Annotated in this window: 27 protein-coding genes; 16 read left to right on the top strand and 11 right to left on the bottom strand. The window is 59.7% G+C overall.

What is annotated here, in order from left to right:
- Positions 1 to 5: 5 nt before the first annotated feature.
- Positions 6 to 542 (bottom strand): GNAT family N-acetyltransferase, encoded by a 537-nt coding sequence (locus tag N2601_RS09450; protein WP_104823550.1) that lies wholly within the window; start codon positions 540 to 542, stop codon positions 6 to 8.
- A gap of 387 nt (positions 543 to 929) precedes the next feature.
- Between N2601_RS09450 and N2601_RS09445 the strand changes: the two genes are divergently transcribed.
- The 5 genes from N2601_RS09445 to N2601_RS09425 all read left to right on the top strand — a co-directional run bounded on the left by N2601_RS09445 (position 930) and on the right by N2601_RS09425 (position 4,685).
- Positions 930 to 2,141, top strand: a complete 1,212-nt coding sequence (locus tag N2601_RS09445; RefSeq protein WP_104823549.1) for a glycosyltransferase family 4 protein — start codon at positions 930 to 932, stop codon at positions 2,139 to 2,141.
- A 15-nt stretch (positions 2,142 to 2,156) separates the two neighbouring features.
- Complete coding sequence (locus N2601_RS09440) at positions 2,157 to 3,146, top strand: NAD-dependent epimerase/dehydratase family protein (RefSeq protein WP_104823548.1); 990 nt, start codon at positions 2,157 to 2,159, stop codon at positions 3,144 to 3,146.
- A 120-nt stretch (positions 3,147 to 3,266) separates the two neighbouring features.
- A complete protein-coding gene (locus N2601_RS09435; protein WP_104823547.1) occupies positions 3,267 to 3,590 on the top strand; it encodes an ArsR/SmtB family transcription factor in 324 nt (107 codons plus the stop codon).
- 52 nt (positions 3,591 to 3,642) lie between these two features.
- Positions 3,643 to 4,086, top strand: coding sequence for an SRPBCC family protein (locus N2601_RS09430; protein WP_104823546.1), 444 nt, complete (start codon positions 3,643 to 3,645; stop codon positions 4,084 to 4,086).
- Positions 4,087 to 4,193: 107 nt separating this feature from the next.
- Positions 4,194 to 4,685 carry a CreA family protein gene (locus N2601_RS09425; RefSeq protein WP_104823545.1) on the top strand — a complete coding sequence of 164 codons (492 nt, stop codon included), beginning with the start codon at positions 4,194 to 4,196 and terminating at the stop codon, positions 4,683 to 4,685.
- Positions 4,686 to 5,120: 435 nt separating this feature from the next.
- On the opposite strand, the gene N2601_RS09420 is transcribed toward N2601_RS09425, so the two are convergent.
- On the bottom strand, positions 5,121 to 5,585 hold the full coding sequence (locus N2601_RS09420) for a chemotaxis protein CheW (protein WP_104823544.1): 465 nt from the start codon (positions 5,583 to 5,585) through the stop codon (positions 5,121 to 5,123).
- Between the two features lie 423 nt (positions 5,586 to 6,008).
- Here N2601_RS09420 and N2601_RS09415 point away from each other — a divergent pair, with 423 nt between their 5' ends.
- The 3 genes from N2601_RS09415 to N2601_RS09405 are packed head-to-tail and all read left to right on the top strand — an operon-like array spanning position 6,009 to position 8,667.
- The gene (locus N2601_RS09415) at positions 6,009 to 6,611 is read left to right on the top strand and encodes an SCO family protein (RefSeq protein WP_104823543.1); all 603 of its coding nucleotides are present in this window, start codon (positions 6,009 to 6,011) and stop codon (positions 6,609 to 6,611) included.
- An 8-nt stretch (positions 6,612 to 6,619) separates the two neighbouring features.
- The gene (locus N2601_RS09410; protein WP_104823542.1) at positions 6,620 to 7,768 is read left to right on the top strand and encodes an FAD-dependent oxidoreductase; all 1,149 of its coding nucleotides are present in this window, start codon (positions 6,620 to 6,622) and stop codon (positions 7,766 to 7,768) included.
- 20 nt (positions 7,769 to 7,788) lie between these two features.
- Positions 7,789 to 8,667 carry a 50S ribosomal protein L11 methyltransferase gene (locus N2601_RS09405; RefSeq protein WP_104823541.1) on the top strand — a complete coding sequence of 293 codons (879 nt, stop codon included), beginning with the start codon at positions 7,789 to 7,791 and terminating at the stop codon, positions 8,665 to 8,667.
- Positions 8,668 to 8,900: 233 nt separating this feature from the next.
- Here N2601_RS09405 and N2601_RS09400 read toward each other — a convergent pair whose 3' ends face one another.
- A complete protein-coding gene (locus tag N2601_RS09400; RefSeq protein ID WP_181316075.1) occupies positions 8,901 to 9,041 on the bottom strand; it encodes a hypothetical protein in 141 nt (46 codons plus the stop codon).
- A 341-nt stretch (positions 9,042 to 9,382) separates the two neighbouring features.
- On the opposite strand from N2601_RS09400, the gene N2601_RS09395 reads away from it, so the two are divergent.
- The gene (locus tag N2601_RS09395; RefSeq protein ID WP_260303956.1) at positions 9,383 to 11,218 is read left to right on the top strand and encodes an aminopeptidase P family protein; all 1,836 of its coding nucleotides are present in this window, start codon (positions 9,383 to 9,385) and stop codon (positions 11,216 to 11,218) included.
- Positions 11,219 to 11,271: 53 nt separating this feature from the next.
- Here the strand turns inward: N2601_RS09395 and N2601_RS09390 are convergent, their stop codons facing one another.
- Together N2601_RS09390 and N2601_RS09385 are read right to left on the bottom strand one after the other, a co-directional pair.
- Positions 11,272 to 11,583 (bottom strand): AzlD family protein, encoded by a 312-nt coding sequence (locus tag N2601_RS09390; RefSeq protein WP_104823539.1) that lies wholly within the window; start codon positions 11,581 to 11,583, stop codon positions 11,272 to 11,274.
- A 2-nt stretch (positions 11,584 to 11,585) separates the two neighbouring features.
- Positions 11,586 to 12,308 (bottom strand): AzlC family ABC transporter permease, encoded by a 723-nt coding sequence (locus N2601_RS09385; RefSeq protein WP_104823538.1) that lies wholly within the window; start codon positions 12,306 to 12,308, stop codon positions 11,586 to 11,588.
- A gap of 140 nt (positions 12,309 to 12,448) precedes the next feature.
- Between N2601_RS09385 and N2601_RS09380 the strand changes: the two genes are divergently transcribed.
- Positions 12,449 to 12,718 carry a DUF2164 domain-containing protein gene (locus N2601_RS09380; RefSeq protein WP_104823537.1) on the top strand — a complete coding sequence of 90 codons (270 nt, stop codon included), beginning with the start codon at positions 12,449 to 12,451 and terminating at the stop codon, positions 12,716 to 12,718.
- 58 nt (positions 12,719 to 12,776) lie between these two features.
- Here N2601_RS09380 and panB read toward each other — a convergent pair whose 3' ends face one another.
- Complete coding sequence (panB, locus tag N2601_RS09375; RefSeq protein ID WP_104823536.1) at positions 12,777 to 13,598, bottom strand: 3-methyl-2-oxobutanoate hydroxymethyltransferase; 822 nt, start codon at positions 13,596 to 13,598, stop codon at positions 12,777 to 12,779.
- 1 nt (position 13,599) lies between these two features.
- A complete protein-coding gene (gene panC, locus N2601_RS09370) occupies positions 13,600 to 14,475 on the bottom strand; it encodes a pantoate--beta-alanine ligase (RefSeq protein ID WP_104823535.1) in 876 nt (291 codons plus the stop codon).
- 219 nt (positions 14,476 to 14,694) lie between these two features.
- Between panC and N2601_RS09365 the strand changes: the two genes are divergently transcribed.
- Positions 14,695 to 15,237, top strand: coding sequence for a DUF805 domain-containing protein (locus N2601_RS09365; RefSeq protein WP_158704472.1), 543 nt, complete (start codon positions 14,695 to 14,697; stop codon positions 15,235 to 15,237).
- Between the two features lie 174 nt (positions 15,238 to 15,411).
- Complete coding sequence (locus tag N2601_RS09360; RefSeq protein WP_104825139.1) at positions 15,412 to 16,809, top strand: hypothetical protein; 1,398 nt, start codon at positions 15,412 to 15,414, stop codon at positions 16,807 to 16,809.
- A 104-nt stretch (positions 16,810 to 16,913) separates the two neighbouring features.
- Here N2601_RS09360 and N2601_RS09355 read toward each other — a convergent pair whose 3' ends face one another.
- The gene (locus tag N2601_RS09355; RefSeq protein WP_104823533.1) at positions 16,914 to 17,999 is read right to left on the bottom strand and encodes a glycosyltransferase family 4 protein; all 1,086 of its coding nucleotides are present in this window, start codon (positions 17,997 to 17,999) and stop codon (positions 16,914 to 16,916) included.
- Between the two features lie 81 nt (positions 18,000 to 18,080).
- Entirely contained in the window at positions 18,081 to 18,704 is a 624-nt protein-coding gene (pncA, locus tag N2601_RS09350; RefSeq protein WP_104823532.1) for a bifunctional nicotinamidase/pyrazinamidase, read from the bottom strand.
- Positions 18,705 to 19,113: 409 nt separating this feature from the next.
- On the opposite strand from pncA, the gene N2601_RS09345 reads away from it, so the two are divergent.
- Entirely contained in the window at positions 19,114 to 19,983 is an 870-nt protein-coding gene (locus N2601_RS09345) for an amino acid ABC transporter substrate-binding protein (protein ID WP_260303955.1), read from the top strand.
- Positions 19,984 to 20,049: 66 nt separating this feature from the next.
- On the opposite strand, the gene N2601_RS09340 is transcribed toward N2601_RS09345, so the two are convergent.
- Positions 20,050 to 22,512 carry an ATP-dependent helicase gene (locus N2601_RS09340; RefSeq protein ID WP_104825138.1) on the bottom strand — a complete coding sequence of 821 codons (2,463 nt, stop codon included), beginning with the start codon at positions 22,510 to 22,512 and terminating at the stop codon, positions 20,050 to 20,052.
- Positions 22,513 to 22,967: 455 nt separating this feature from the next.
- On the opposite strand from N2601_RS09340, the gene N2601_RS09335 reads away from it, so the two are divergent.
- Positions 22,968 to 23,981, top strand: a complete 1,014-nt coding sequence (locus N2601_RS09335; protein ID WP_245463848.1) for a flagellin N-terminal helical domain-containing protein — start codon at positions 22,968 to 22,970, stop codon at positions 23,979 to 23,981.
- Between the two features lie 195 nt (positions 23,982 to 24,176).
- The gene (locus N2601_RS09330; protein WP_104825136.1) at positions 24,177 to 24,845 is read left to right on the top strand and encodes an OmpA family protein; all 669 of its coding nucleotides are present in this window, start codon (positions 24,177 to 24,179) and stop codon (positions 24,843 to 24,845) included.
- Between the two features lie 70 nt (positions 24,846 to 24,915).
- On the opposite strand, the gene N2601_RS09325 is transcribed toward N2601_RS09330, so the two are convergent.
- Positions 24,916 to 25,323, bottom strand: a complete 408-nt coding sequence (locus N2601_RS09325) for a DUF2000 family protein (RefSeq protein WP_104823530.1) — start codon at positions 25,321 to 25,323, stop codon at positions 24,916 to 24,918.
- 14 nt (positions 25,324 to 25,337) lie between these two features.
- Between N2601_RS09325 and N2601_RS09320 the strand changes: the two genes are divergently transcribed.
- Entirely contained in the window at positions 25,338 to 26,240 is a 903-nt protein-coding gene (locus tag N2601_RS09320) for an AraC family transcriptional regulator (RefSeq protein ID WP_445945000.1), read from the top strand.
- Positions 26,241 to 26,244: the final 4 nt, after the last annotated feature.

The raw sequence follows: 26,244 nt of genomic DNA, 5'->3' as shown, positions 1-26,244 counted from the left end.
GCCATCTATATCCTCACACGCGCCATCGTGAATGCATCCACATATTCGCCGTTACGAAACGCAAAGGCCCTGAGCCGCCCCTCGGTCTCGAAACCGAATTTCTCGTAAAGCCGAATAGCCGGTCCGTTGTCGATATAGACCGTTAATTCCAGGCGTTTGATCGCCAGCCAATTATCGGCGGCGTCGACGAGGGCGGCGAGCAGCGCCGAACCGATGCCCCGGCCGGTAAAATCGTCATGGACGCCCATGCCGAGATGGCCGGTGTGAATCTGCCGGCCGGAATGGCGGCGCATGCCGGCGTTGCCGACGACCTGCCCGTCGAGCACGGCGACGAGATTGATCGATGCGGGCGCGGGCTTTTCCAGCCATTGCCGCGTTTCTTCCACGCTCTGAAAGGGCAGGCGTAGCGTACCGGCGCGATAGCCGGGCAGATTGGCGATGAAGGCTACGGCTTCGGCGTCGGATGGCCGCGCGGCGCGGATTTCCACTCCGCCTGGTTCTCGGCGTCGTCGCTCGTCTGGATCTTGCTGTCCGGAATTCATGTTGCTCTCCTTGAGGTTCAAGAGGGAGCAAAGCTTTCGAACCCTGCTCGCCTCGGCAGGGTTGAAAGGGATCGCAGTCAGCTTAACGCAACGCTGCTCCCACTCTCCCTGCAAGGGGTGAGGTGGTGAGAATATGCATCACGGTTGTGCGATTTGCGATCATGCGCGCAGCTTCCAGCGGTTTTTTCCAGAAGTCAACTCCCCCAGCAAAAGCAACCGCGTTGTTAAATTTACTCGCGCATACCGTGCGGCCACTCGCCTTAGTACCAAAGGATGAATTGAACTAACCACGGAACAGGCCGCTGAATACCGTCGGGGGCATGATGTAAAAGGCGAATCCCTTTCGTCCGGTCCCAATCAATATGGGTGGGGTGAGTGCCGGGTTCCATGCGTCTCATACTTGTCAATGACGTCTCAATCATTCGCGGCGGTGCGACTAAAGTGGCGCTGCAATGCGTCGATGCGAGCAGGCAAGCAGGGCTGAATTGCGCCATCCTGGTCGGCGATGACGGCGAAGGACTGAAGCCGCGCTTTGCGGGCATCCGCACGGTTGCGCTTGGCGAACGCCCCCTTCGCGACGGCCCCACGTTCACCGACGTCTTCGAAAAGCATTATAACAAGCGGGCCTACGAGGCGTTGGACGGTCTGTTGAAGGAAACGGACGAGGAGACCGTCGTGCATGTGCATGGCTGGTCGCAGATTCTCTCGCCGTCGATCTTCTACGCGCTCGCCAAACACAAGGCCAAGGTCATCATCACAGCGCATGATTTCTTTCTGAGTTGTCCCAACGGAGGGTTGATCAATTTCCAGAGCGGAACGGTCTGCGATGTCCGCCCGCTGTCGGCAGCATGTCTTGCGACCAATTGCGACAAGCGAAACTATCTCCACAAGCTCTGGCGCTTTCGCCGCACGCTGACACAACGCGGCGTCGGCGAGGAGTTCTGGAGCCGCGTCGGCATCGTACTGGCGCATGAAAGCATGGAGGCCTATCTGCACTCGGGGCCGCTGCAGCATTTTCTGACCTTGCGCACGCCGACCGAGCCGTTGACGCCGACGCCCGTGGAGGCTTGGCGCAATCACCGCACCGTCTTCTTGGGACGGATGTGTTGGGAAAAGGGCGTCCGAACGCTCGCCGACGCGTTGAACAAGACCGGGCGAACGGCGACGCTGATTGGCCGCGGACCGCTGCTCGATGAGATGCAACGGGCATTGCCGCATTGTTGGGTTCCGGGCTGGCTGGCCGACGAGGAGGTGACGGCGCTCGCGGGTGAGGCGCGCGTCTTCATCATGCCCTCCCGCATGCCCGAACCCTATGGACTAGTAGCCGCCGAGGCGCTGATGTCCGGCATTCCTGTCATCGTCAGCAGCAATGCGCTGATAGCCGCCGAGGTAGAGCGGAACGGCGCGGGGCTGGTCTTCAAAAGCGGCGATGCCGGTTCACTGGCGGAACGCTTGGCGAGCACCGATGACGACCGGCTGATGCGGAGCCTTTGCGAAGGCGCGCGTGCGCTTGGCCAGCGGATTGCGCCCAGCAAGGCGGAATGGGGACGGCGCATGGTCGATATTTATACAGGCAGGAGCGGCTTCTTCGCTCAATAAAAAAGGATCAGTCACATGACGCGGGCTTTGGTAACGGGAGGCTGTGGTTTTGTCGGAAGGCATCTCATCAGGCGGCTTTTGGCCGAAGGGTTGGATGTCGTCTGCGTCGATCAACTGGTGGAAGGGACTGGGGCACGGCATCCCGATCTCTGGCAGCGCTTTCCCGGATCGCGCTTTACCTTTTTCGAGGAGGATTGCCGGACCTTCTTTTTCCGTCCGCTGGAACGCTTCGACTATGTTTTCCACCTGGCCGCATTGGTTGGCGGCCGCGTGACGCTGGAGGCGCGCTCGCTCGACGTTGCCGAGGATTTGGCGGTGGATACGGAATTGTGGAAATGGGCGGCACGCGCCAAACCCGGCTGTGTCGTGTTCTTTAGCTCCAGCGCAGCTTATCCCGTCTCGCTGCAGACGGCCGCCAACCATCGGCTGCTTTCGGAGGATATGATTTCCTTCGAGGCCGCCATCGGCGTGCCCGATCTCAGCTATGGTTGGGCGAAACTGACCGGCGAATATCTGATGAAGCTCTATGTCGAGCGTTACGGCAGCCGCGCGGTCGCTTACCGGCCGTTCAGCGGCTACGGCGAGGATCAGGATCTTGCCTATCCGTTCCCTGCCATCTGCCGGCGCCTGCTTGACGAAAGAGGCGCTGCGGAAGTTTTCGTCTGGGGTTCCGGCCGGCAATGCCGGGACTTCATCCATATTGATGATTGCGTCGATTTCATCTGGCAAACCAAGGAATTATTGCCGGATGGCGCCAGCCTCAACCTTTCGACCGGCAGGGCTACCTCCTTTATGGAGCTGGCGGAAACCATCGCCCGGCAAATCGGCTGGAATCCTGTCGTAAAAGGCCTCTGCGATCGCCCTGAAGGCGTTTTTTATCGCTGCGGCGATACGGCCCTTCAGCGCTCCTACGGGCTTGCACCGCACATCAGCCTGGAGGAGGGAATTGCGCGGATGCTCGATCATCTGCGCATGGAGCAGGAGCAATACGCCATCGCCATCTGACGCGCGACGTTTTCCCTTCCTCGGACTTTCTGCCGTACCCTCCGCTCATGTCACTTGACATGCAACCAAATAGTTGCCTATAAGATCATTAATAGGCAACTAAATGGTTCCGTGTTTGGTATGAACGACGATGCGGTTTTTCGAGCTCTGGCGGACGCAAGCCGGCGGCAATTGCTGGACCGTCTATATGAGCAGAACGGCCAGACGCTCGGCGAACTCTGCCAGGGGCTGGAGATGACGCGCCAGGCGGTGGCGAAACACCTTGCCATCCTGGAAGAGGCGAACCTGGTATCCGCACAGCGGCAGGGCCGGGAGAAGCTGCATTTCATCAATCCCGTTCCGATCAATCACATCGCCGAACGTTGGATAAACAAATTCGAGCGCCGCCAATTGAGCGCTCTTTCCGCTCTCAAGAAGGCTTTGGAGGGCGATGGCGGCCAATAGTTGCCGCCAGATCACCGTGCGCAGCAAATCACCTTACGCGAGGAGAAATGTCATGACCGGAAGCAGCTTCGTTTATGTCACCTACATCCGCACCACGCCCGACAAGCTCTGGACGGCGCTGACGACGCCGGAGTTCATCAAGAAATATTGGTTCAACATCCAGCATGAGACCGATTGGAAGGTCGGCTCGCCATGGAAGATGACTTACCCCGACGGGCGGGTCACCGACACCGGCGAGATCGAGGCCTTCGATCCGCCGAAGCGACTGGCCATCAAATGGCGAAACGAATTCATGCCCGAATTGAAGGCCGAAGGCTGGTCGCTATGCGTGATGGACATCGAGCCCATGGGGGATTCGGTCAAGTTCACCGTCACCCATACGATGGAACTGGAAAACGCCAAGTTCATCGGCGCCGTTTCCGGCGGTTGGCCGAAGATTCTCTCCAACCTCAAATCGCTTCTGGAGACCGGCGAGGTCGTGTTGAAAGAAAAATGAGGAACAACAGGCGCTTCTATGGCGCCCGGCGTCCCTTGCATCCACAGACCGCCACCTTACCTTAGCGGGGCCGCGGTTCGACCGGCGGCGATGTTGGAGGATGTTCGATGACGTCACTGAAATTGCATGCCGCTATTGCCGCGTCGTTCCTGGCTCTGGCGCCCGTTTCCGCTTCGGCTGAAATTGTCGGCAAGGTTGGGGTGGATTGGACCGGCAATGACATTCTGGTCGATGCCGTGCCGGATCCGGAAGTGTCCGGCGTCACCTGCCACGTCACCTATTTCGACCGCAGCGTCATCGACCGGCTGAGGAAGGGCAATTGGTTTGAGGATCCTTCCAACAACTCCATCGCCTGCCGCCAGACGGGGCCGATCGAGATCGGCAACATCAGCCTGTCGGAGGGCGGCGAGGAGGTCTTTCGCGCCGGCTTGTCGCTGATCTGGAAGAAGCTAGTGGTCGACCGGATCTACGACAAGAAGAACGACACGCTGATCTATCTCGTCCATTCGCGCGAATTGACCAACGGGTCGGCGAAAATGGCGATCTCGACCATTCCGCTGTTCGGCCAGAATGTCACCTGGAAGAACGGCAAACCCTAAAGCATCCCGTTTTCATGTGGTATAGGGCTGCCAGGGAGAGACCGGTTTGCATCGGGCGAGCTTTCTTAGTGATGCCCATTCGGCATCCCAAGAATCACTGAAATATCGATAAGCTCAGCGTTTCGCGCGGCGACGGAATGAGCAAGCTGTTGAAAGTTCACGGCTAGTAAGATTACCGGGATACCGCATAAACAACCGTCAAGGGGTTTGTACCAAAAAAAGTCCTGCTCTTTGGTCACTGAGGACGTCTCGGTCGCTTTCGGATTGCGCCGTTTTGGTGCAGTTCTAGGGCGAACGTGGAAGTGCCACTTCCATCTGTTCACGGCCTGCGCGACCGGCGCACCGGCAACACCCCTGCCGACGACGGTCCCACAAACACAATCGCCCTGAAGCTTTTGCTCCAGGGCGATTTTCTTTTGCGGTTTTGTCTGGAAATTAAGCGGCCTGGGCCAGCTCGTCGGCAATCACCGTGTCGAGGTTCAGGAAGCAGACCATGGTCTTTTCCAGCGCGACGATGCCGCGGCAGAAGGCGCGCTGCATTTCCGGAATGATTTCCGGCGCCGGCTGCAGATCTTCGCTCTTGATGCTCATCATGTCGGAGACCTGTTCGACGAGCAGGCCGACGAGCTTGCCGGCGATATCGGTGACGATGATGGCGGAGCGTTCTGACGGTTCCGTCATCTTCATGCCGAGGCGGCAGGCCATGTCGATGACCGGGATCACTGCGCCACGCAAGTTGATCAGGCCAAGTACATAGGGTGGCGTGTGTGGCATCGGCGTCACCGGCGCCCAGCCGCGGATTTCGCGGATGGCCATGATGTCAATGCAGAATTCCTGATCGCCGAGGTGGAAGGAGACGATCTCCAGATAGGCGCCCGATTGTTTGATGGCATTCGTCATGGTTGAGAACTTCCCGTTTTGCGCCGGCGGCAGGCGGCGGTAGCGATTGAAAAGGGATCGGCTGGAGCGGCTGAAGGCTGCGGCAGCATCCGGTGGCTTTGGCGCTTAAAAAACGCTTGGCTGCTCCGGCGGGCGTCATGCCCTTCTAAAAGAAGATCGGTTTGCCGCGTATCCGGCGGCTGGCGAGTCGGACTTCGCCTCTTTTTCGATGTTGGCGCGGAGTGGTTAGAATTGGTTTAACGGCAGGGTGGATTCTGCATCTTTGCGCCGATACAGAACTGTAAGGCCGTGAGGCCTTGATCTCCGAACGCCCGAAAACATCTTGTTGAATTGCGTCCTCCACTTCAACCCGCTAAACCCTCGAAATGATCGCCTGCGCGTCCCACATATCGAGCCGCGGATGGCGTGGTGAGGAAAACAGCGATGAAGACGATGCGGATTGTTGTCTGGGTAGCCGTGGTGATTGTGGCCGGGCTTTTGGGCTGGTTGAGCTTTGGCATCACCAAGTCCCCGGAAGCTGCGGGTGAGGGGCCGTACGGGGTGCCGTTCACGCTGGTTGCGCAGAATGGTCAATCGATCAGCGATCAGGCGTTTCGCGGAAAGCCGACGGCGCTTTTCTTCGGCTATACGCATTGCCCCGATGTCTGCCCGACAACCTTGTTCGAGCTGGATGGTTGGATGAAGCAGGTCGATCCGGATGGGACGAAGCTCAACGCCTATTTCGTGACCGTTGATCCAGAGCGCGATACGCCGGCGATCATGAACCAGTATGTGTCCAACGTCTCGACCCGCATCACCGGCATCTCGGGTGACGCCGACAAGGTGATGGACATGGTCAAGGGCTTCAGGGTCTTTGCCAAGAAAGTGCCGCTCGACGCGAAAGATCCAAATGGCGATTATACCATGGATCATACCGCTTCGGTCTTCCTGCTCGATTCCGCCGGCCGCTTTGCAGGCACGATCTCCTATAACGAAAACGCGGATATAGCCGTCAAGAAGCTGCAGAACCTGATCAAGAAAGGGTAGGAGCGCCGATGGCGGACGGAGCCGGGGGAGACAGGAAATCCAGATCCGTCCTGATTGCGGGCGCAGGTCCGGTCGGCCTGACTGCGGCCCTGGAGCTTGCCCGCCGCGGCTTCGTCCCGCGCATCATCGATGACGGCCAAGGGCCGGCGCCTCTGGAAGAGAGCCGGGCTCTCGGCATCAATGCCCGCACGCTGACACTGCTTTCGCCCTCCGGCCTCACCGAACGCATCCTTGCGACCGCGCAGCACATTGCGCATTTCCGTATCCGCTCTGGAGCCAAGATCCTTGCCGATGTCGATACCAGGCGCTTGCCGGGTCGTTTCGGTGCGGTTCATGCTCTGGCGCAAGGGGTGACCGAGCGGTTGCTGATCGAGGCGCTGGCTGCGCACGGCATTGCGCCGGAGTGGCAAACGGCGGTCGTGGCGGGAAAGATCGCCGATCTTCAGAAGCCGGAGGTGACGCTGCGGCACGCGGATGGGGCCACGGAGACGGTTCGTCCCGACATCCTGATTGGTGCCGACGGCGCGCATTCGGCCGTTCGCAAGGCGCTTGGCGCGGGCTTTCCTGGCGAGGCGCTGGAGGCTTATTTCTATCTCGCCGATTTTCGGTATGCGAGACCGGTGGATGCGCATTTCGCCGAGATCACGCTTTGCGATCCCGGCATGGTCGGGCGTTTGCCCGTCTCCGCCGATGTGCTGCGCTACATCTCGACATTGGAGGATTTCGAAAGCCGCATCGTTCATCCCGAGGCGGTTGCCGAAAAGACCTGGGTCTCGCAATTCCGTATCAATTTCCGCCATGTCGAGCCGATGGCCAAGGGTAACGTGTTCCTGGCGGGCGATGCTGCCCATATTCACTCGCCCGCTGGCGCTCGCGGTATGAATCTCGGCATAGAGGATGCCTGCTGGCTTGCCTGGCTCATTGCGGAAGGCCGCGAAGAGGAGTATTCGGCGCTCAGAATTCCAGCCGTGAAACAGGTGCTGAAGCAGACTTATGGTCTGACCCGCCTGATCACTATGAAAAATCCGCTGGCGATTGCCGCACGCAATCTGCTCGCGCCGCTGCTTCTGCGTTTCGGACCGGCGCGGCGTGGACTGCTTCATAGTGTGGCCGGCTATGACACGCCGAAGCCGCCGTGGATCGACTGGGCCGAATAAGAGCAAGAGAGAACGAAGACTTGAGTGAAATCCGCCTTTACGTAACGACGACCGAAAAAAAGGCCGAACAGATTCTCGATCTGATGACGCCGGTATTCGAAGACGAAGAATTGCCGATCGCCACCACCGAGATCGATGAGAAAAAGGATATTTGGGAAGCTTCGATCTATCTCTATGCAGACGACGAAGAAGAGGTCCACGCCCGTTTTGCGAGCGTGCTGAAGCCGGCGTTTCCGGAACTCGTCATTGAAAGGGAAGTCATTCCCGATGTCGATTGGATCGCAAAGTCGCTGGAGGGGCTTAAGCCGGTTCGGGCAGGGCGCTTCCTAGTGCACGGTTCGCATGATCGCGACAAGGTGGGGTCAGGCGATATCGCCATCGAGATCGATGCCGGCCAGGCCTTTGGTACGGGGCATCACGGCACGACAGCCGGCTGTCTGGAGACGATCGAAAAAGTGCTCGCCAGCCGGCGGGTGCGCAATGCGCTCGATCTCGGCACGGGCAGCGGGGTGCTGGCGATCGGCGTGCGCAAGCTGCGCAATATTCCGGTTCTCGCCACCGATATTGATCCGGTTGCGGTTCGTGTTGCCCGCGAAAACGTTCGCCGCAACGGTATAGCCTCCGGTATCGCGCTGGAGACGGCGCCGGGCTTTCATTCCACGGCCTTTTCCCGCCATGGGCCTTTCGACCTGATCATCGCCAATATTCTCGCGCGGCCGCTGATCAGAATGGCGCCGCAACTGGTTGCCCATCTTGCGCCCGGCGGTTCGGTGATTCTTTCGGGTATCCTTGCCGAGCAACGCTGGAAGGTACTGGCCGCCTACAACGGGGCAAGGATGCGCCATGTGCGCACGATCTGGCGCAACGGCTGGGTCACCATCCATCTCGACCGGCCTTAGAATCCTTCGCCCCTTGCCCAAATCCATTCCCGCGCGGGGAGTGGGACCTTACCGTGGAGCTAAAATGCAAAAGGCGGTGCCGAGGCACCGCCTTGCAGATCGGTATTTGACCGATCTTGCCCGCGAGCGTGTGGAGGAGTGCTCAAGCAGGCTCTACCGTTCTGGTCTCGATCCGAGTAGGGAGGAGGAGTTCCGGACCGCGATCCAAATACGAACGCGTAGTCTTATAACTGTTAGTGGCGACCGCCACGGTTTGCGCCGATTGCCTTCGACGTTTCGACTTCGAGCTGACGAAGCGCGCCGATGGAGTGGCGTACGGTGCGACGCTCGCCTGCCAGCGCCGGGCTAACATATACGGAGCGAGAGATTGGCATTTTCATAGTCCTTGTTTGAGTGGGTTCCTCGTGAACCCCGTTTGATGCGCTCCATATAATGACTCGCCCTTTCGCGCGGCAGTGGGGGTCCTTCATGGGAGCTATGCAGTCTCTGCATATTGCTCGTCGCGATGATGTCACAATCTATTCGCTTTGCTCACGAAATGGGCGGATTCGTTAACGCACGACTTCCCTTGTTTGAGTGTCCATCAGTCGGGAGTTTCTGCCTGTTCAACAGCACGCGATCTGGCCCGAAAATCGTTTCGCACTTCCTGGGATCATGCTCTAACATGCTGGCACCACTCAGTTTCGCGGATTCTCGATCAATTTCGGATTAAGCCATGTTCCAGTCTTTCGACGTCACCTCCACCCCGCAATTCGGCCGCGAGCGCGTCACCGGTCTGCGGGCCGCCTTCAGCGATCTTGGTATTGACGGCTTCCTCGTACCCCGTGCCGATGAGTATCAGGGTGAGTATGTGCCCAGATGTTCAGAGCGTCTGGCCTGGCTGACGGGCTTCACTGGCTCGGCGGGTGTTGCGCTGGTGACACAGTCACAGGCCGTGGTTTTCGTCGACGGCCGCTATGTGACGCAGCTTGCCGAGCAGGTGGACAGATCGGTCTTCACCGGCGGCGATCTGGTGGACGAGCCGCCGCATGTCTGGCTGCCCCGCAACGCGCCGAAGGGTTTCCGGCTCGGCGTCGATCCGTGGCTGCACACCGGCGCGGAGGTTCGGCGGCTGGAAAAGGCGCTGGCGGGGATAGGAGGCAAGCTTGTCTTCCTGCCGCATAATCCGCTCGACAAGCTTTGGAGCGACCGGCCGGCCGAGCCGCTCGGCGGCGTCATTATCCAGGATATCGCGCAGGCTGGTGTCCTTGCCAAAGACAAGCTGACGGCCATTGCGGCCGATCTGAAGGCCAAGAATCTCAAGGCGGCGCTTATCACCGATCCGTCTTCGGTCGCCTGGATCTTCAATATTCGCGGCAACGACGTGCCGCATACGCCGCACCCTTTGGCCCGCGCCATCATCTATGCCGAGGGTGAAGCGGAGCTTTTCCTCGACAAGCGCAAGACTAAGGTCGAGGCAGAGGCCTATCTAGCGCAGATCTGCAAACAATTGCCGCCGGCCGATCTCGTCGAGCATCTGGCTGCCGCCTCTGCTAATGGCCGCCGCATTCTCGTCGATCCCGATCTCGCCTCCTATGCGCTGACCGACATCATCCGCCGTGAGGGCGGCGAGGTGGTGGAAGGCACCGATCCGGCCCGGCTGCCGCGAGCGCGCAAGAATTCCGCGGAAATCAACGGCTCGGCCGCTGCTCATCTGCAGGACGGGGCCGCCATGGTGGAATTCCTTTATTGGCTGGACAATAGCAAGCCCGGCACGGTGACGGAAATCGCCGCCGCCGAGCGGCTGGAGGCAAGCCGTGCGCGCGTCGGCCAGAGCATGCAGAACCCGCTGAAGGATATCTCCTTCGACACTATTGCCGGTGCGGGCGAACACGCGGCGATCATGCATTATCGCGTTACGACGGCTAGCGATCGGCTGATCCAGGCCGGCGAGCTGTTTCTGATTGATTCCGGCGCGCAATATATCAATGGCACAACCGACATCACCCGTACGGTGGGCATCGGTACCGTTTCCGAGGAGCAGAAGCGTCTGTTTACGCTGGTGTTGAAAGGTATGATCGCCATCAGCACGGCGCGCTTCCCCAAAGGCTCGCGCGGCTGCGATCTCGATCCGCTGGCGCGCATTGCTCTCTGGAAGGCGGGCGTGGATTTCGCTCACGGTACCGGCCATGGCGTCGGCTCGTATCTTTCCGTGCACGAGGGACCGCAGCGTATCTCGCGGCTATCGACGCAGGAGCTGCTGCCCGGCATGATCCTGTCAAACGAGCCCGGTTACTACCGTCCCGGCCATTTCGGCATCCGCATCGAAAACCTTATCTATATTCGCGATTCCGAGGAGATCGAGGGCGGTGACATGCCGATGCTCGGCTTTGAAACGCTGACCTTCTGCCCGATCGACCGCAGCCTCGTTCTGCCGGAACTGCTGACTCGCGATGAATTGCACTGGCTGAACGACTATCACGCCAGAACCCGTGAAGCGCTGATGCCGCTGATCCATGACAAGGATATCCGCGTCTGGCTGGAGAAAGCGACTTTGGCTCTAAGTCACTGAGGGGTGGCCTATTCCGCCCGTCAAGGGCAGGGCAGGCATCGCATTTGTCGGTGCTAGACGCCGGCGAGATGTCTCCAAATCATCACGACGATCCAGCCGGCGATCAGCATGAACGTCGGCGAGAAGCGCAAGCCCACCACGAGCGCCGCTGCCATCGCCACCTTCGTATCCCAGCCGCCGATGAAGAAGGCTGGTGCAACAAGCGTGGTGAGGACGGCGGCCGGCACTGCATTTAACGCCGCCTCGACGCGCGGAGGAATGCGGGTCATCTTGGTAATGAGGATGTAGCCGCCGATGCGTGTGAGGTAGGTCACGACGGCGGCGGCGAGGATCAGCAGAACCATATGCGGATCGAAATCGGTCATGGTCAAACCTCGTGATTTTCAGTCGCGAGGTCGGGCTTGCGGTTCGACCGGACCGGCGGAAGCATGGCTGCTAGGGCCACGCCGGCAAAGGCGCCGATGCTGACGTGCCAGGGCGAACCGACATAGCGATAGGCGATGGCCGAGGCGGCGGTGCTTGCAATCACCACGGGCAGGAAATTGTCGCGTTTGCGGAAACCGATGACGATGCCGAGGAAATAGATCGGCAGCAAAATATCGAGGCCGATCGTCTTGGGATCGCCGACGAGGCTGCCAAGCATGCCGCCGATGAGGCTGATCACCACCCAGGGAACGTAGATCATCGCTGCGAAACCGAAGTACCAGGCAAAGGTGACCGGCTTGCCGCTCTCGGCGCGCTTGATCGTTTCGGCAAATTGCGGATCGACCAGCAGGAAGAAAGTTAAGAATTTTTCAATTGGCGAGAAACGCCTGATGTAACGGGCGATCGCGGCCGAGTAGAGCACATGGCGGAAATTGACCGCCAGGATCGACAGAACGATCAGCCACGCCTGGACATTGTGGCCGAATAGCTCAATGCCCACCATCTGGCTGGCGCCGGCATAGACGGTGCCGCTCATCAGGGTGAGTTCACCGAGCGACATGCCCTGATCGCGCGCCAAGGCCCCGAACAACGCGCCGAACGGCGCCGCAGCAAGGCCGATGGGAATACCACCCTTCAACCCCTCAAAAAAATCCGCGCGACCCATCGCCCGCTTTGTCCTTTATGGAAAACTTTTCGAGCTGTAAGCTGCGGGGGGAGCCTCGGCAATTCAATTTCCTTGATGGGACAATTGATTTCTTTGAACTAGCCGATTGGATTTGCTTCTAAAACGCCGGAGCGCAATGAATGAAAAAGATTACCTTCCCGAAAGAGGAAAAAGCCGCGATCGTCGCCCGCCTTCAGCAATATTTCGCCGATGAGCTCGACCAGACGATCGGCGCATTGCCGGCAGAATTCCTGCTGGATTTCTTCGCCACGGAAATCGGTCCGCATTTCTACAATCAGGGCCTGCGCGACGCCCATGCGGCGCTGATGACCAAGATGGAGGATTTTGGCGAGGCGATCTATCTGCTGGAGAGGGAAGCGGAAAACCATTCACGTCAGGCGAAGCGCTAAGCGACATCGGCGCAATCAAGCGCTTTACCTTCAGTCATTCGCAGCAAACCATCGTCCGCTACTTTTTCACTTGGAATGTATGTTCCTGCCCCGGGAATGTCCGTGCCTTCACCTCTTCCGCATAGGCTTCCGCCGCCTTTGAAACCACTGGCGCCAGCTCCGCAAAATGCTTTACGAAGCGAGGCTTGAAGTCGCTGAAGAGGCCAAACATATCGTCGGAGACGAGGATCTGGCCATCGCAGGCTGGCGAGGCGCCGATGCCGATGGTCGGGATGCTGATCGAGGCGGTAATTTCGCGGGCGAGCGGTTCGACCGTGCCCTCTATGAGAAGCGCGAAAGCACCGGCTTCGGTGATCACCCTGGCGTCGTGCCGGATCTTTTCCGCTTCCTTGTCAGAGCGGCCGAGCGAGCGATAGCCGCCACTCGTGTTGATCTTTTGCGGCATCAGGCCGACATGTCCGAAGACCGGGACGCCGCGATTGGTCAGGAATGCGACGGTCTCGGCCATCTCCTCGCCGCCCTCCAGCTTGACGCCGTTACAGCCAGTTTCTTTCAAAATGCGGGCCGCATTGCGGAAGGCCTGTTCCTTCGATTCCTGATAGGAGCCGAAGGGCAGGTCGACGATGACGCAGGCCTTTTGGGCACCGCGCATGACGCCTTGGCCATGGGCGATCATCATTTCCAGCGTCACGCCAACCGTCGATTCCATACCGTAGAGCACCATGCCGAGGGAGTCGCCGACCAGAAGCAGGTCGCAATGCGGATCGAGCAGGCGGGCGATCGGCGTCGTATAGGCCGTCAGGCTGACGATCGGGCGCGTGCCCTTCATCGCCTCGATCTGGGCGGGCGTGGTGCGTTTGATTTGTCCGATCGTGCTCATCTCAGGCGGCCTTGTTATTGGTGGCCTGCTTGAGGCCAATGACGCGGTTGTCGAGCAGGCGGGTGGTGCCGATGCGGACAAAAAGGGCGACGAGGATAGGCTGGCCCTGCAGTTTCGTCAGCGGCTCCAAGGTGTCGGGATGGCGAACAGCGGCGACTTCGGGCGTTGCCAGCGGCTCGTTGGCGATGAATGCGCGCAGTGCCGCCTCGAAAGTGGCGGGATCGTCGGCGCCCTCTGCATAGAGCCGTTCGGCTTCGGCCAGTGCCTTCGGTACGATGATTGCGGCGGCGCGTTCTTCTTTCGAGAGGTAGACATTGCGCGACGACAGCGCCAGGCCATCGGCATCGCGTACGGTCGGCACCGGCACGACGCGAACGGGCTGGGCCAGATCGTCCACCATGCGGCGGATGATCGCCACCTGCTGATAGTCTTTTTCGCCGAAATAGGCGCTGTCGGGCTGGACGATGTTGAAAAGCTTGGTGACGACGGTGGCAACACCAGAGAAATGGCCGGGGCGAACCGCGCCCTCCAGCTCCATCGCGAGCTTCGGCACGTCGACGAGCGTCTCCATCGGCCGCGGATACATGTCGGCGACACCGGGCGCGAAGAGGATATCAACCTTGCCATCGTGCAGCATGGCGCTGTCGCGCTCGAGATCGCGCGGATACTTCGCAAGGTCCTCGTTGGCGCCGAATTGCAGCGGATTGACGAAGATCGACACGACAACGATATCGTTTTCCGCCCTGGCGCGGGCAATTAGTTCCATGTGGCCGGCGTGCAGATAACCCATGGTCGGCACCAGGCCGATGCTTTTGCCAGCCTTGCGATGTTCGCCGAGCTGCACACGCAGGGTGGCAATCGTGGTGATGGTTTCCATAATGGCGCTCCTCCGCTGACAACGCCTTCCCACGTCGCCTGCTTCCATCCCTAAAATTGCGGGGTCTTCTAACGTGTGCAGTGCAAAAAAGCAATTCAACGAGATTGGTCTGTTGCAATCCGGAGGGCGTTCGTCCGCTAAAATTTGAGAAGTATCTTTCAGGGAGGCGAAGGATCTCCGTGCTGTATTGCCGTCGGTCAACGCTTCGTGGGGGATCGCGTGATTGATATTCTTTTCGGCTTCCGGGGAACCTTGGGGAGACGGCAGTATTTTTGGTGGCATTTTGGCGTCGGTTGCCTGGCTGGTATCTTACTTGCTCTCCTGCTCGACGTTATGGCTTTCACCGGCAACGGCAAACCAACGATCCTTAGTCCCTGGGCATTGCTGCCCTTCGGACTCTTCCTTGCTCCGTTTATCTGGATGGATTTGAGTATCCAGTCGGCAAGAATGCGCGACATAGGAGTGCCGCCGCTCCGTGTCTTTCTGGCGTTTGTTTTGATTTTTCTTGTCACGACCGCTGTCTCGATTTTTATGCATGATGGGTCGATAGAGAAGATATTCAATATACTGTATCGCGGCATTGGAGTGGTCTATTCTGCCCTGCTTCTATTCGCTCCTAGTGGATGCCTCTCACATTGGATGTCGCCCGATCCCGAAGACACGGATCAAAATGGACGACCAGCACCGGTCGCCTATGTTGCTCCGAACAATCCTACGACGGGTAGGACCAGTTTTGGTCAGCGTGGCTTGAACCGGAGCTAGTCTCATACACCGCCCTGGCACGGCCGGAAGCGTCTCCCGACGCGCCTGCGAAGATGCTGTCGCTGGTTTTGATGCAGTCTGATAGCAAAGTGCATCGCGATAGGCTCGATTTACGTACAGAATTGCTCGGTCCGAATTAGCGCTTTTCTCAGCTTTTTGCTGTTAGCTGCCGCCATGGCAAAGATCATAGCATTGGCTGCATATTTCTATCAGGCGGCGGTGGCTTTCGGGCTGCTGATCGCGGTCGCGCATCTGCTGTCGCCGGCGGATTATGCGGCCTATTCGCTGTTCATCTCCATCAGCCAGTTCGCGGCGATCTTCTGCTTCGAATGGGTGCGCTTTGCGTGCAGCCGCTTCTATCCGGGGCAGGTGCCAGGCAGCGAGGCAGCGGAGCGTACGGCATTGAGCGTCGAATTCGCCGCCTGCTCCGTGATCTGCATTCTGGCCGCGGTTGCGTCGACCTTCTTCGCCGTGCCGAAGGAGATCGCGGTGCTTGGCGGTCTGGTGGCGATTTTTCAGGGAGGCAGCGATCTGCATCTGACGATGCTGCGCTTCCGCCAGGAGTTCCGCGCCTTCTCGCGGCTGCAGGGTTCGCGGGCCACCATTCTGGCGGTCGGCACGCTGGGCGGCGCGGCGATGATGCCGAGCTTCGCGTATACGGTCGCCGGTCTGCTTGCCGGTTACGTCGCCTATAGTGCGCTGGCAATGTTCCTGACCCGCAACAGCCTGCGGGAGGCCGCCGGTCTCCAACTGCCGCTGGTGCGAAAGCATTTTATCTATGGCAGCGTCGCGGCGGGTGCCTCGGTCATCGGGCTTTTGGCACCGCTTGGGTTGAAATCGATCCTGACGGCGGCATTGGGGGCAGGCGGGGCCGCGGGCGCGCTACTGGCACTCGACCTGCTGCAGCGGCCTTTCGTGCTGATTGTCTCGGCTCTTCAGGCCATTCAATATCCCGATGTGGTCGCAACATATGACCGCGAGGGCGCCACCGCAGCATTCCGGCGGCAGCTCGGCGGCTATTATTCGCTGCTCACGGGTTTCACCTTGATGACGGCGGCAGGGATTTTTGCGCTGCTGCAACCGGTCGGCCATTTCGTCATCGCTCAGGGCCTGCGCGATGGCTTTTTGAGTGCGGCGCCGTTCGTCACCGGCCTGTCGGTCTGCCGTGCCTTGACGCTCAACATGCTGCCGACGCCGGCGCATCTGCGCCATCGGCTGCTGGCGATCTTTTTGCTGGCGGTCGTAGATTGCGCCCTGCTCAATGCAGGAGCTTTGGCGGGCGGCTATCTCGCTTCCTTCAGCGACGGCGCGCTGATGGCCGGAGCCATGGTCGGGGCGCTGATCGCGATGGTGATCGGCGTGAAAGTGCTGATGGCGCTGCCCTTCGATTTCGTATGGCAGCCGGTGGTGCTCTCCGCTGCCGGGCTTACGGTGCCGGTGCTGGCGACGGCCGGATTCGACTATTCGCTCTGGATATCGGTCGGCACAGGAATGGCCGGCGGCGCGGCCTTCTGTCTGCTGGGTCTCTACAGTTATTTCGTCAAGATGATCCGCCGGCAGGCTATATCCTAAAGCATGTCGCGCAAAAGTGCGCTGCGGTTTTGCGATAACGACACGCGCAAAATCGAGGGCTAAAGCGCAAGAAGCGAATCTGAAAGATCGCGACGCGCTTTAGATCAGAGATCTTCCAGCATGGTCAGCACCCGATCGGCGCTGCGGTCCCAGGAGAAACGGGCGACATTCTCGCGGCCCCTTTGGCGCAGGTCCGCGCGCAATGTTTCATCGCCGGCAATCCGGCGCATGGCGGCAACCAATTCATCCTGCCTTGTTGGATCGAAATAGATCGCGGCGGTGCCGGAGGCTTCGCGTACCGCGGGGATATCGGCGGCGAGCACCGGGCAGCCCTGCGTCATCGCTTCCAGGGGCGGAATGCCGAAACCTTCGTAGAGGCTCGGGAAGACGAAAGCGGTGGCGTGACGTTCGAGAGCGGCAACTTCCGCATCGCTCAGCCGGCCGGGAAAGAGCATGTGATCGTTTGATTCGGGACCATCCGACTTGAACACTGTCGGCGCGGTGCCGCCGACGACCACCAGCTTTTGATCGGGATCGCCCAGAGCTTCGAAAGCCCGGATGGCGAAATCGAGGTTCTTGTTCGGCTTCATCGTGCCGACCAGCAGGAAGAATCCGTTCGTTTTGAGGTCCAGGCGCTCAATGATCGTCTCATCCGGCTCGATGGCGGCGAAATGATCGACGGCGTTGTAGACGACGTCGATATTGTCGGAGGGGACATGGAAGACGGAGGCCAGTTCCTTGCGCGAGAATTCCGATACGGTGCCGATCTTCGCGGTGCGGGTCAGCACCGAGCCGAGCGCGCCGTGCAGCAGGCGATAGCTGCGCTTGAAGGATTGGGGATGACGGAAGATCGTCACGTCATGGATGACCACGGCCTGGCGGCGATGCAATAGGGGACCGCTGCCGCCGAAGCCGATCAGCCGGCCGCCGCGGGAATGGGCAAGCAGCGCCGTCTGTTCCCAGACATGGCCCGGACCGGAGCTGAAGGCATTGACCGATATGGCCGAGAGGCCGATATCAACCGGCGTATCGCGCGGCACGGCCAGCCGCCAGTTGATGCCCTTCAAGGCCGCTGGCACGGCGCCTGCGGCGATCTTGCGGTCTAGCGCCAGCGTCAGTTCGCGGGCGAAACGTTGCACGCCCGACAAAGGCTGGCTGAGGAAACGGCCGTTGATGGTGATCGACTGCACGCGAAATGTCCCAATATCTTCAATACCGGGAACAGCTTGCGCTATTTTCTTTAGGGAAGGTTTAGCCTGATAGGAGGAATTTTAGGCAAGCGCTTCTTTGCTGTCGATAATGGCGACGCCACGCGCCCGCATTTCGTTGATCGCGGCCTCGACGCCGTTCGGATCGATGCCGCGGCTGGCGTCCTCGATGAAGCGGACCTTTACACCCGGCAGCATCTCCACGGCGTCCAGAGCCGAGAATTTCACGCAGTAATCCGTCGCCAGCCCGCAGAGGTCGAGTTGGGTAATACCCTCGGCGCGCAAATGCTCGGCAAGACCGGTAAGGGCTGCATGATCATTGTCGCGGAAGGCGGAATAGCTGTCGACAGTCGGATTCTGACCCTTCTGCTGGATGAAATCGATACCGTCGAGGTTCAGTTCAGGGTGAAGCATGGCGTCTTCGGTATTCTGCACGCAATGATCCGGCCACATCATCTGCGGCTTGCCGGAGAGCATGCCCATTTCGAAGGGCTTCTTGCCGGGATGGGCGGAAGCGAAGCTGCCGTGGCCGGGGGGATGCCAATCCTGGGAGGCAAGAACCAGATCGTATTTGCCACTGTCGATCAGCCTGTTGGCGACAGGCGCCACCTGATCCCCATCCGGCACCGGCAGATTGCCGCCGGGGCAGAAGCCATTCTGGATATCGATCAGCAGCAGCGCTTTCATGGCTTGTCCTTCATCTCTGTTGCACTGCACGATGCCAAGCGTTGCGCGTTGGATCAAGCTTTTAATGCTCAGACTGAATATAAGGTGGAGCGCGATGGTTTTCGAGGGGCTATGCGGGCTTGTGGCTTGGGGGCCAGGGAATGCTTGAAGTGCACCGGACAATTGGGGCGGCATGTGGCAACGCACGCTGTTGAGATTGCTGACGGGTCGCGGTGACGTGCCGGACATTGAAGATACCTGGTGAATCTCAGGAAACTGAGGTGTCTTGCCAACCAGCGTCGCCGAGGTGTCCGCGATTGACAAATGAACGCGAAGCCATAATCTGCTTTTCAGCCCTTGCGATCATCCGTTTTTCGGAGACGAGGATAATGCTGGTGCCGTTGCCCCGCATACAGGTCTGGCCAAGCGCATGAGACGGTTGCTGCTGACGGGCCTTGCCGTTTTCTTTTCGATCTGCGGAGCGAGCGCCGGGACGCTCGACACGCTTCACCAGCATACAACCCTGCGCATCGGCTACATCGCCGACGAGGCACCGTTTTCATCCAGCAAGCCGAATGAAAAACCGACGGGATATGCCATCGACCTCTGCGGGAAGGTCGCGGACGAAATCGAGCATGCGGTTCCGCAGTTGAAGCGCGAATATGTAGAAATGACGCTGGCCAATGGTTTCGACGCTGTCAAGAACGGTCAGATCGACCTGCTTTGTGGGGCTATCACCGTCAATCTGGAGAGGCGGAAACTTGTCGATTTCTCACAGCCGATCTTCCTGACCGGAGCGAGCGCCCTGCTGCGCAAGGATTCGCCCGACTATCTGCACGCGCTTTTTCTCGACACGCCCGCCGTTCGTTCCGTTAGCCAGCGTGCTCCATCCACCAGCGTCATCGGCGTGCGCGCAAACACCACGACGGACGCAATATTGCGCGAGGCGCGCAGCATCGAGACGTCGAAAACCCGGATCGCCGATTTCGACACGCACGAAGACGGACTTAAGGCGCTGGAGGAACATAAGATCGACGCCTATTTTGCCGATCGGGTGCTACTCATGAGCTTGGCCCAGCGCGCGCACGATCCGTCCTTGCTTGAAGTCGGCGATCGCCTGTTCACGCATGAACCATATGCAATCGCCCTGAGGCGCGACGATGCCGACTTCCGCCTAGTGGTCGACCGCGCGCTCACGGATTTTTATCTATCGGACGATTTTCTGCCGCTACTGAAGACTTACTTCGGAAGCGAAGCGCCGATGCTGCACACGCAAATCATGATGGAGCATGTGCCCTAGCTCCGGGGCAAAGGGCATTGCGTTGGCAAAGCAGATGATCGATGCGGCAGATGCCCACCGCAACCGTCAAACCCTCTCCACAAACCCATCCAGCACCCTTTTCTGCCCAGCCCGATCGAAATCGATCGTCAGCTTGTTCCCTTCGATCTCGGAAACATTGCCGTTCCCAAACTTTATGTGGAAGACGCGGTCGCCGATCGCAAATTTAGAGGGTTCGGTGGAGGTGGATTTGGCGACGAGTTCGCCGTCGATGGTGCGGGTTTTGGGGCCGCTTTCGCCGTAGCCGATGCGTTCGACGGCGTGGCCGGAGCGGGAGCCCCAATTGTCGCGGGTGGCGTCGGTCTTGTTGGCCTGGGCGCGTTTCCAGCCGGGAGTGGAATAGGAGTTGGCGAAAGGGTCGGCCTTGTCGAAGCGCGACTGGCCATAGCCGCCGCGGCCGTAACCGCCGTAAGATTGCTCCATCTCGGCCACTTCGACATGGGTTTCCGGCAGTTCGTCGAGAAAGCGGGAAGGGATGGTCGATTGCCAGAGGCCGTGGATGCGGCGGTTGGAGACGAACCAAATGTGGCAGCGGCGCTTGGCGCGGGTGAGGCCGACATAGGCGAGGCGGCGTTCTTCCTCCAGGCCGGCGCGGCCGCTTTCGTCGAGCGAGCGCTGGTGTGGAAACAGGCCTTCCTCCCAGCCAGGCAGGAAGACGGTGTCGAATTCCAAGCCCTTGGCGGAGTGCAGCGTCATGATCGAGACTGCGTCCAGATCCTCGTTCTGCTCGGCGTCCATGACGAGGGCTACGTGTTCGAGGAAGCCGCGCATGGATTCGAAGCTTTCCATCGAGCGGATGAGTTCCTTCAGGTTTTCCAGCCGTCCGGGTGCTTCCGCCGATTTGTCATTCTTCCACATGTCGGTATAGCCGGACTCTTCGAGAATCTGCTCGGCAAGCTCGGTATGCGGGGTGTTTTCAAGCAGTCCCTGCCAGCGGCGGAAGGATTGCACGACGTCGAACAGCGCCTTGCGCGCCTTCGGCTTCATTTCGTCCGTTTCGATGATATCGGCCGCTGCCGCCAGCATCGGAATGTCGCGGACACGGGCGTAATCGTGCAGCGCGCGCACGGTGGTGTCGCCGAGGCCGCGCTTCGGCGTATTGATGATGCGTTCGAAGGCGAGGTCGTCGGCCGGCTGGCAGACGAGGCGGAAATAGGCCATGGCATCGCGGATTTCGAGGCGTTCGTAGAAGCGAGGGCCGCCAACGACGCGGTAGTTCAGGCCGAGCGTAACGAAGCGGTCTTCGAATTCACGCATCTGGAATGAGGCGCGCACGAGGATCGCCATGTCGTTGAGATTGTGCTTGTTGCGCTGAAGCTGCTCGATCTCCTCGCCGATCGCGCGGGCTTCCTCCTCGGAATCCCAGGAGGCGTGCACCTGCACCTTGATGTCGTCGGGATCGGAGCGGTCAGTGAATAGTGTCTTGCCAAGTCGGCCCTCATTATGGGCGATGAGATGTGCGGCCGCGCCGAGAATATGCTCGGTAGAGCGGTAATTGCGCTCCAGTTTGATGACCTTGGCGCCGGGAAAATCCTTTTCGAAACGCAGGATGTTGTCCACCTCAGCGCCGCGCCAGCCGTAGATCGACTGGTCGTCGTCACCGACGCAGCAGACATTCTGCAGCTCGCCCTTTTGCCGCTGCGCCAGTAAACGCAGCCACATATATTGAGCGGTGTTGGTGTCCTGATATTCGTCGACGAGGATGTAGCGGAACCGCTGGTGATAATCCTTCAATATATCAGGATTCTGACGGAACATATTGATCGGATGCAGCAAAAGGTCGCCGAAGTCGCAGGCGTTCAGCGTCTTCAAGCGGGCCTGATACGCGGTATAGAGGTCGCGTCCCTTGCCATTGGCAAAGGCGCGCGCATCGCCTTCCGGAATATCGGCCGGGCCAAGGCCCTTGTTCTTCCAGGTGTCGATCATCCCGGCAAATTGCTTGGCGGGCCAACGCTTGTCGTCCAGCCCCTCCGCCTGGATCAATTGCTTGATCAGGCGCACGACATCGTCAGTGTCGAGAATGGTGAAGCTCGAGGAGAGGCCGACCAGCTCGGAATGACGGCGCAGCAGCTTGACGCCTATCGAATGGAAAGTGCCGAGCCAGGGCATGCCTTCGACCGCGCCGCCGACGAGGAGGGCGATACGCTCCTTCATCTCGCGCGCGGCCTTGTTGGTGAAGGTAACGGCGAGGATCTGAGAGGGGAAGGCACGGTTGGTGGAAAGGATATGGGCGATGCGGGTCGTCAGCACCCGCGTCTTGCCGGTGCCGGCGCCGGCGAGCACCAGCACGGGCCCATCCAGCGTCTCGACCGCTTCCGCCTGTTCCGGATTGAGGCCAGCGAGATAGTCAGGGCGGCGGCCGCTGTCGCGCGCCGCCATGGCGCGGGCCGCAATACCGCCACCGGCGCTGGGGGCAGGGGCAGGCCGACGCGGCGCCGCGTGCTCCGGCTCCTCGTCAAAGAAGGGAATGTCGTCATGTCCGATGGTCATGCGGCTCAATGTAATGATTCTGCCCTGAAAGGCAAAAGAAACGGCCGGGAAATAGAACAAAAAGTGCACATTTCTTGGGTTGTTAGCCTTTCAAGGGACTGTCTCGCAGTTCCTGCGGCTTGTTGTTCAACGGAGCGGCGGCTGCATGAAGAGATGTAGGAAGCGGCATTGCGTGCGAAGGCGGCCAGGCTCCGGGCGGCGGAATGATCGCAACCTGAACGCGATAACGATTTTCTGATCGAGGGCGATTTATGGTAAATTGCCAGTTTCCATTATCGCTTTCTTAAGCATGATTGCTAATCATAGCGCCTGTAACCGCTCGAGTTTCAGGCGCTGTTTTTTTGCCGGACTCCACCTTCGCCGACTTCGGTTGGCCCGCGCGCATGAGCGCCCGCGGCATGGTTCCAATGTCTTCATGTATCTGTTGTGTATCGTTGCGTCCGGAGTCCTGTGTCGTGAGTATTTTTTCGACCTTCATAAGGGTAAGTTCCCCTGTCAAAACAGCCCTTGAAGTCCTTCGAAACACACAGGCGGATCTGAATGTCGCACAGCGTCAGATGTCATCCGGTCTGCGTGTGCAGACCGCTAAGGACAACGCCACTTACTGGACGATCTCGACATTGACGCGCACCGATATTGGCGCCGTCTCGGCCGTGCAGGATGCGCTGGGGCTTGCTGCTGCCACGGTCAGCACCGCCTCCACGGGCATCACCAGCGCAATCGATATCGTCACTCAGATCCGATCGAAGCTGGTGACTGGCTATGAGGGCAGTGTCGATAAGACCAAGCTCAACGACGAAATCTCCGAACTTAAGGACCAGCTTCGCAGCGTCGGCGAGTCGACGAGCTTCAACGGCGTCAACTGGGTCGTGCTGCAGAACGGTGACGATCCGACCGAGCCACACGAGATCCCGGGCTCCCTCATCCGCCACACCGATGGCACGGTTTCGATCGGCATGCTGAACTATGAGGGTGTCGGCTCGACCAGCGGCCCCATCGTATCGACGGATGCACGATATCTGATCGACGATCAGTCAAGCGGCACGGGCGGCTATGGCGTGCTCACCTCCACGGCTTTTGCAACGGAAGCGGGGGCAGCCGAGAACTATGTGCTGATCGGCAGTAAAAATGGCGATACCAGCGGGCAGGTGGAAATCTCGCTCGACGCCAATACGACACAGGGCGCCGTGACCGACATGGTCAACACCGTCACCGCCATGCTGCACCAACTGAACACGATAGGATCGGCCTTCGGCTCGTTGGAAACGCGCGTCAGTCTGCAAAACCAATTTGCCAGCAATCTCAGCGATTCGCTGACGAGTGGCGTCGGCAAGCTGGTCGATGCCGACATGGAGAGGCAATCAAGCAGGGTATTGGCGCTGCAGACGCAGCAGCAACTGGGATTGCAATCATTGTCGATTGCCAATGCCAGCTACGATACGGTGAGACAACTCTTCCAAAACCTCTGACGGCGGAAGCCTGGATTTCAAGGGGAATAGATCGGCGGAGCGGATCCAATCTCCTTGAACTGGTTAGTTTGGAAGAAAACGCTCCAGAATAGTGGCCGGGCAGCCCGGCCGCGGGTGGACGAAAATTATATTTCATCATATTGCCGCAATGCTTCATATCTGCTGCGGACCATCGAACCGGAGAGCGACGATTCTATGATCAAGAAATTTGCCATCCTTGCCGTCTCGGCAGCCTTTCTCAATGCATGTACGACAACCGATCCCTATACGGGAGAGCAGAAAGTATCCAACACGGCGGGAGGCGCCGCGATCGGTGCCGGCGTTGGTGCGGTTGCCGGTCTTCTCATCGGCCACTCGCCGGCATCGCGCCGCAATGCTGCGCTGATCGGCGCCGGCGTCGGTGCGCTTGCGGGTGCCGGCATCGGCAATTACATGGACCAGCAGGAATCCGAGCTGCGCGCGCAGTTGCAGGGTACTGGCGTCTCCGTAACGCGCGTCGGCGACCGCATCATCCTCAATATGCCGTCGGCCATTACCTTCGACATCGACCAGGATGCGATCAAGCCGGAATTCGATCCGACGCTGAATTCGGTCGCGATCGTGCTTCGCAAGTTCAACCGCACGCTGATCGACGTCAACGGCCATACGGATTCGACCGGCAGCCTGCAGCATAACCAGGAACTGTCCGAACGCCGCGCCGATTCGGTTGCCAGCTATCTCGGCAGCCAGGGCATCGACCAGCGCCGCATGTCTGCCGTCGGCTTCGGCCCGAGCCAGCCGGTCGCCACCAACGCCAGCGAAGCCGGCCGTGCGCAGAACCGTCGCGTCGAAATCCAGATCGCGCCCATTACCCAAAACGGCTGATCTGACGTAGACCTTCAAACAAGGACGGCCGGGTTTTGCGACCCGGCCGTTTTGTTTGACCGCTGCCCGTTCACGAGTGCATCGTCGCGCCTTTGGTGATCTTGTCGACGATCTTCTTGTCCGCGCGCAGCGCGATGCCAACCACCTTGGCGTCCTCAGGCGTAAATTCGGAGAAGACGGCGCGATTGGCGACATCGTGGCCGGTTGAGAACATTTCCTCGATGAAGATCGAGGAGGTGACGTTGCGCTCCAGCGAGCGGCGATGAATCGTGCTCATGGTTTCTTCGTTGGCCGACAATACGATCATCGGCTGGATCGATAGCGCGTTGTAGAGGTTGCCGGCGCGATCGCGATAGGGTTCGCCGATCATGTCAGGAAATTGCCCGGCAATGCCGGTCGCCAGGAAAGCAGTCACGTTCAGTTTCTGCCAGGATTCAAGATTGCTTCGCAGAACGATCGCGATTTTGGTATTGAACATGGGTGATCTCTCTTATGCAGTCTGGGAATGAGCCTTTGCGCGAGGATGTTGCCGGCCATATCTTCGAAGGTCTTGAACGTTCGTGCACGATGCCGGAAGCAAACCGCATCGTCTCCGCACCCGCTTACCCCGGTATCGAGCGTATTCAGGCGCAATTCCATGGTGATGCGTTCGAGCCGCACCGGCACGATACCTATGCGCTCGGCGTCACCATCCGCGGCGTGCAGACCTTCAGCTATCGCGGCGAACGGCGCTACAGCCTGCCGGGAAGGGTGATCGTCCTCCATCCGGACGAGCTGCACGACGGCGGCGCTGCGACCGACGACGGCTTGCTCTACCGCATGCTTTATCTCGAACCGTCGATGCTGATGCAGTGCCTGGAAGCCGCGCGCATTGGCCTGCCCTTTGTCGAGGACCCGGTGGTCGAGGACGATCGTCTGGCCGGCTTGCTGCTGGCCGCCCTCGGCGAGCTCGACCGCGAGCTGGATGAACTCTTTGTCGATGATTTTGTCTCACGGGTGGCTGCGGGGCTCGCTTCGCATGCACATCTGCCGCAGAAGCCGCTGGGCAGCGTGGCCTGGGGCCAGGTGAAGACGGCGCGCGATTATCTAGAGGCGCATGCCATGCGCGGCGTCCGCTCGCAGGAGCTGGAACGAATCACCGGCCTCGATCGCTTTGCGCTCTCACGGCATTTCCGCGCCGCTTTTGCCACCAGCCCGCATCGCTTCCTGCTGATGCGGCGGCTGCAACGGGCGAAAGGAATGATCGCCGATGGCGAGCCGATCGCCGAAGTCGCTGCGGCCACTGGGTTTGCGGATCAAAGCCATCTGACACGGCATTTCAAGAAGGCGTTCGGCATGGCGCCGGGCGCCTGGGTCGGCATGCTGGGAACTGCTGGGGCACCGGTTCGAGGTTAACCGG

Origin of the sequence: Rhizobium sp. CB3060, from assembly GCF_025200735.1 — a bacterium.
GTDB lineage: Bacteria > Pseudomonadota > Alphaproteobacteria > Rhizobiales > Rhizobiaceae > Rhizobium.
The sequence above is the reverse complement of the archived record's forward strand: the minus strand, read 5'-3'. Positions and strand labels throughout refer to the sequence as shown.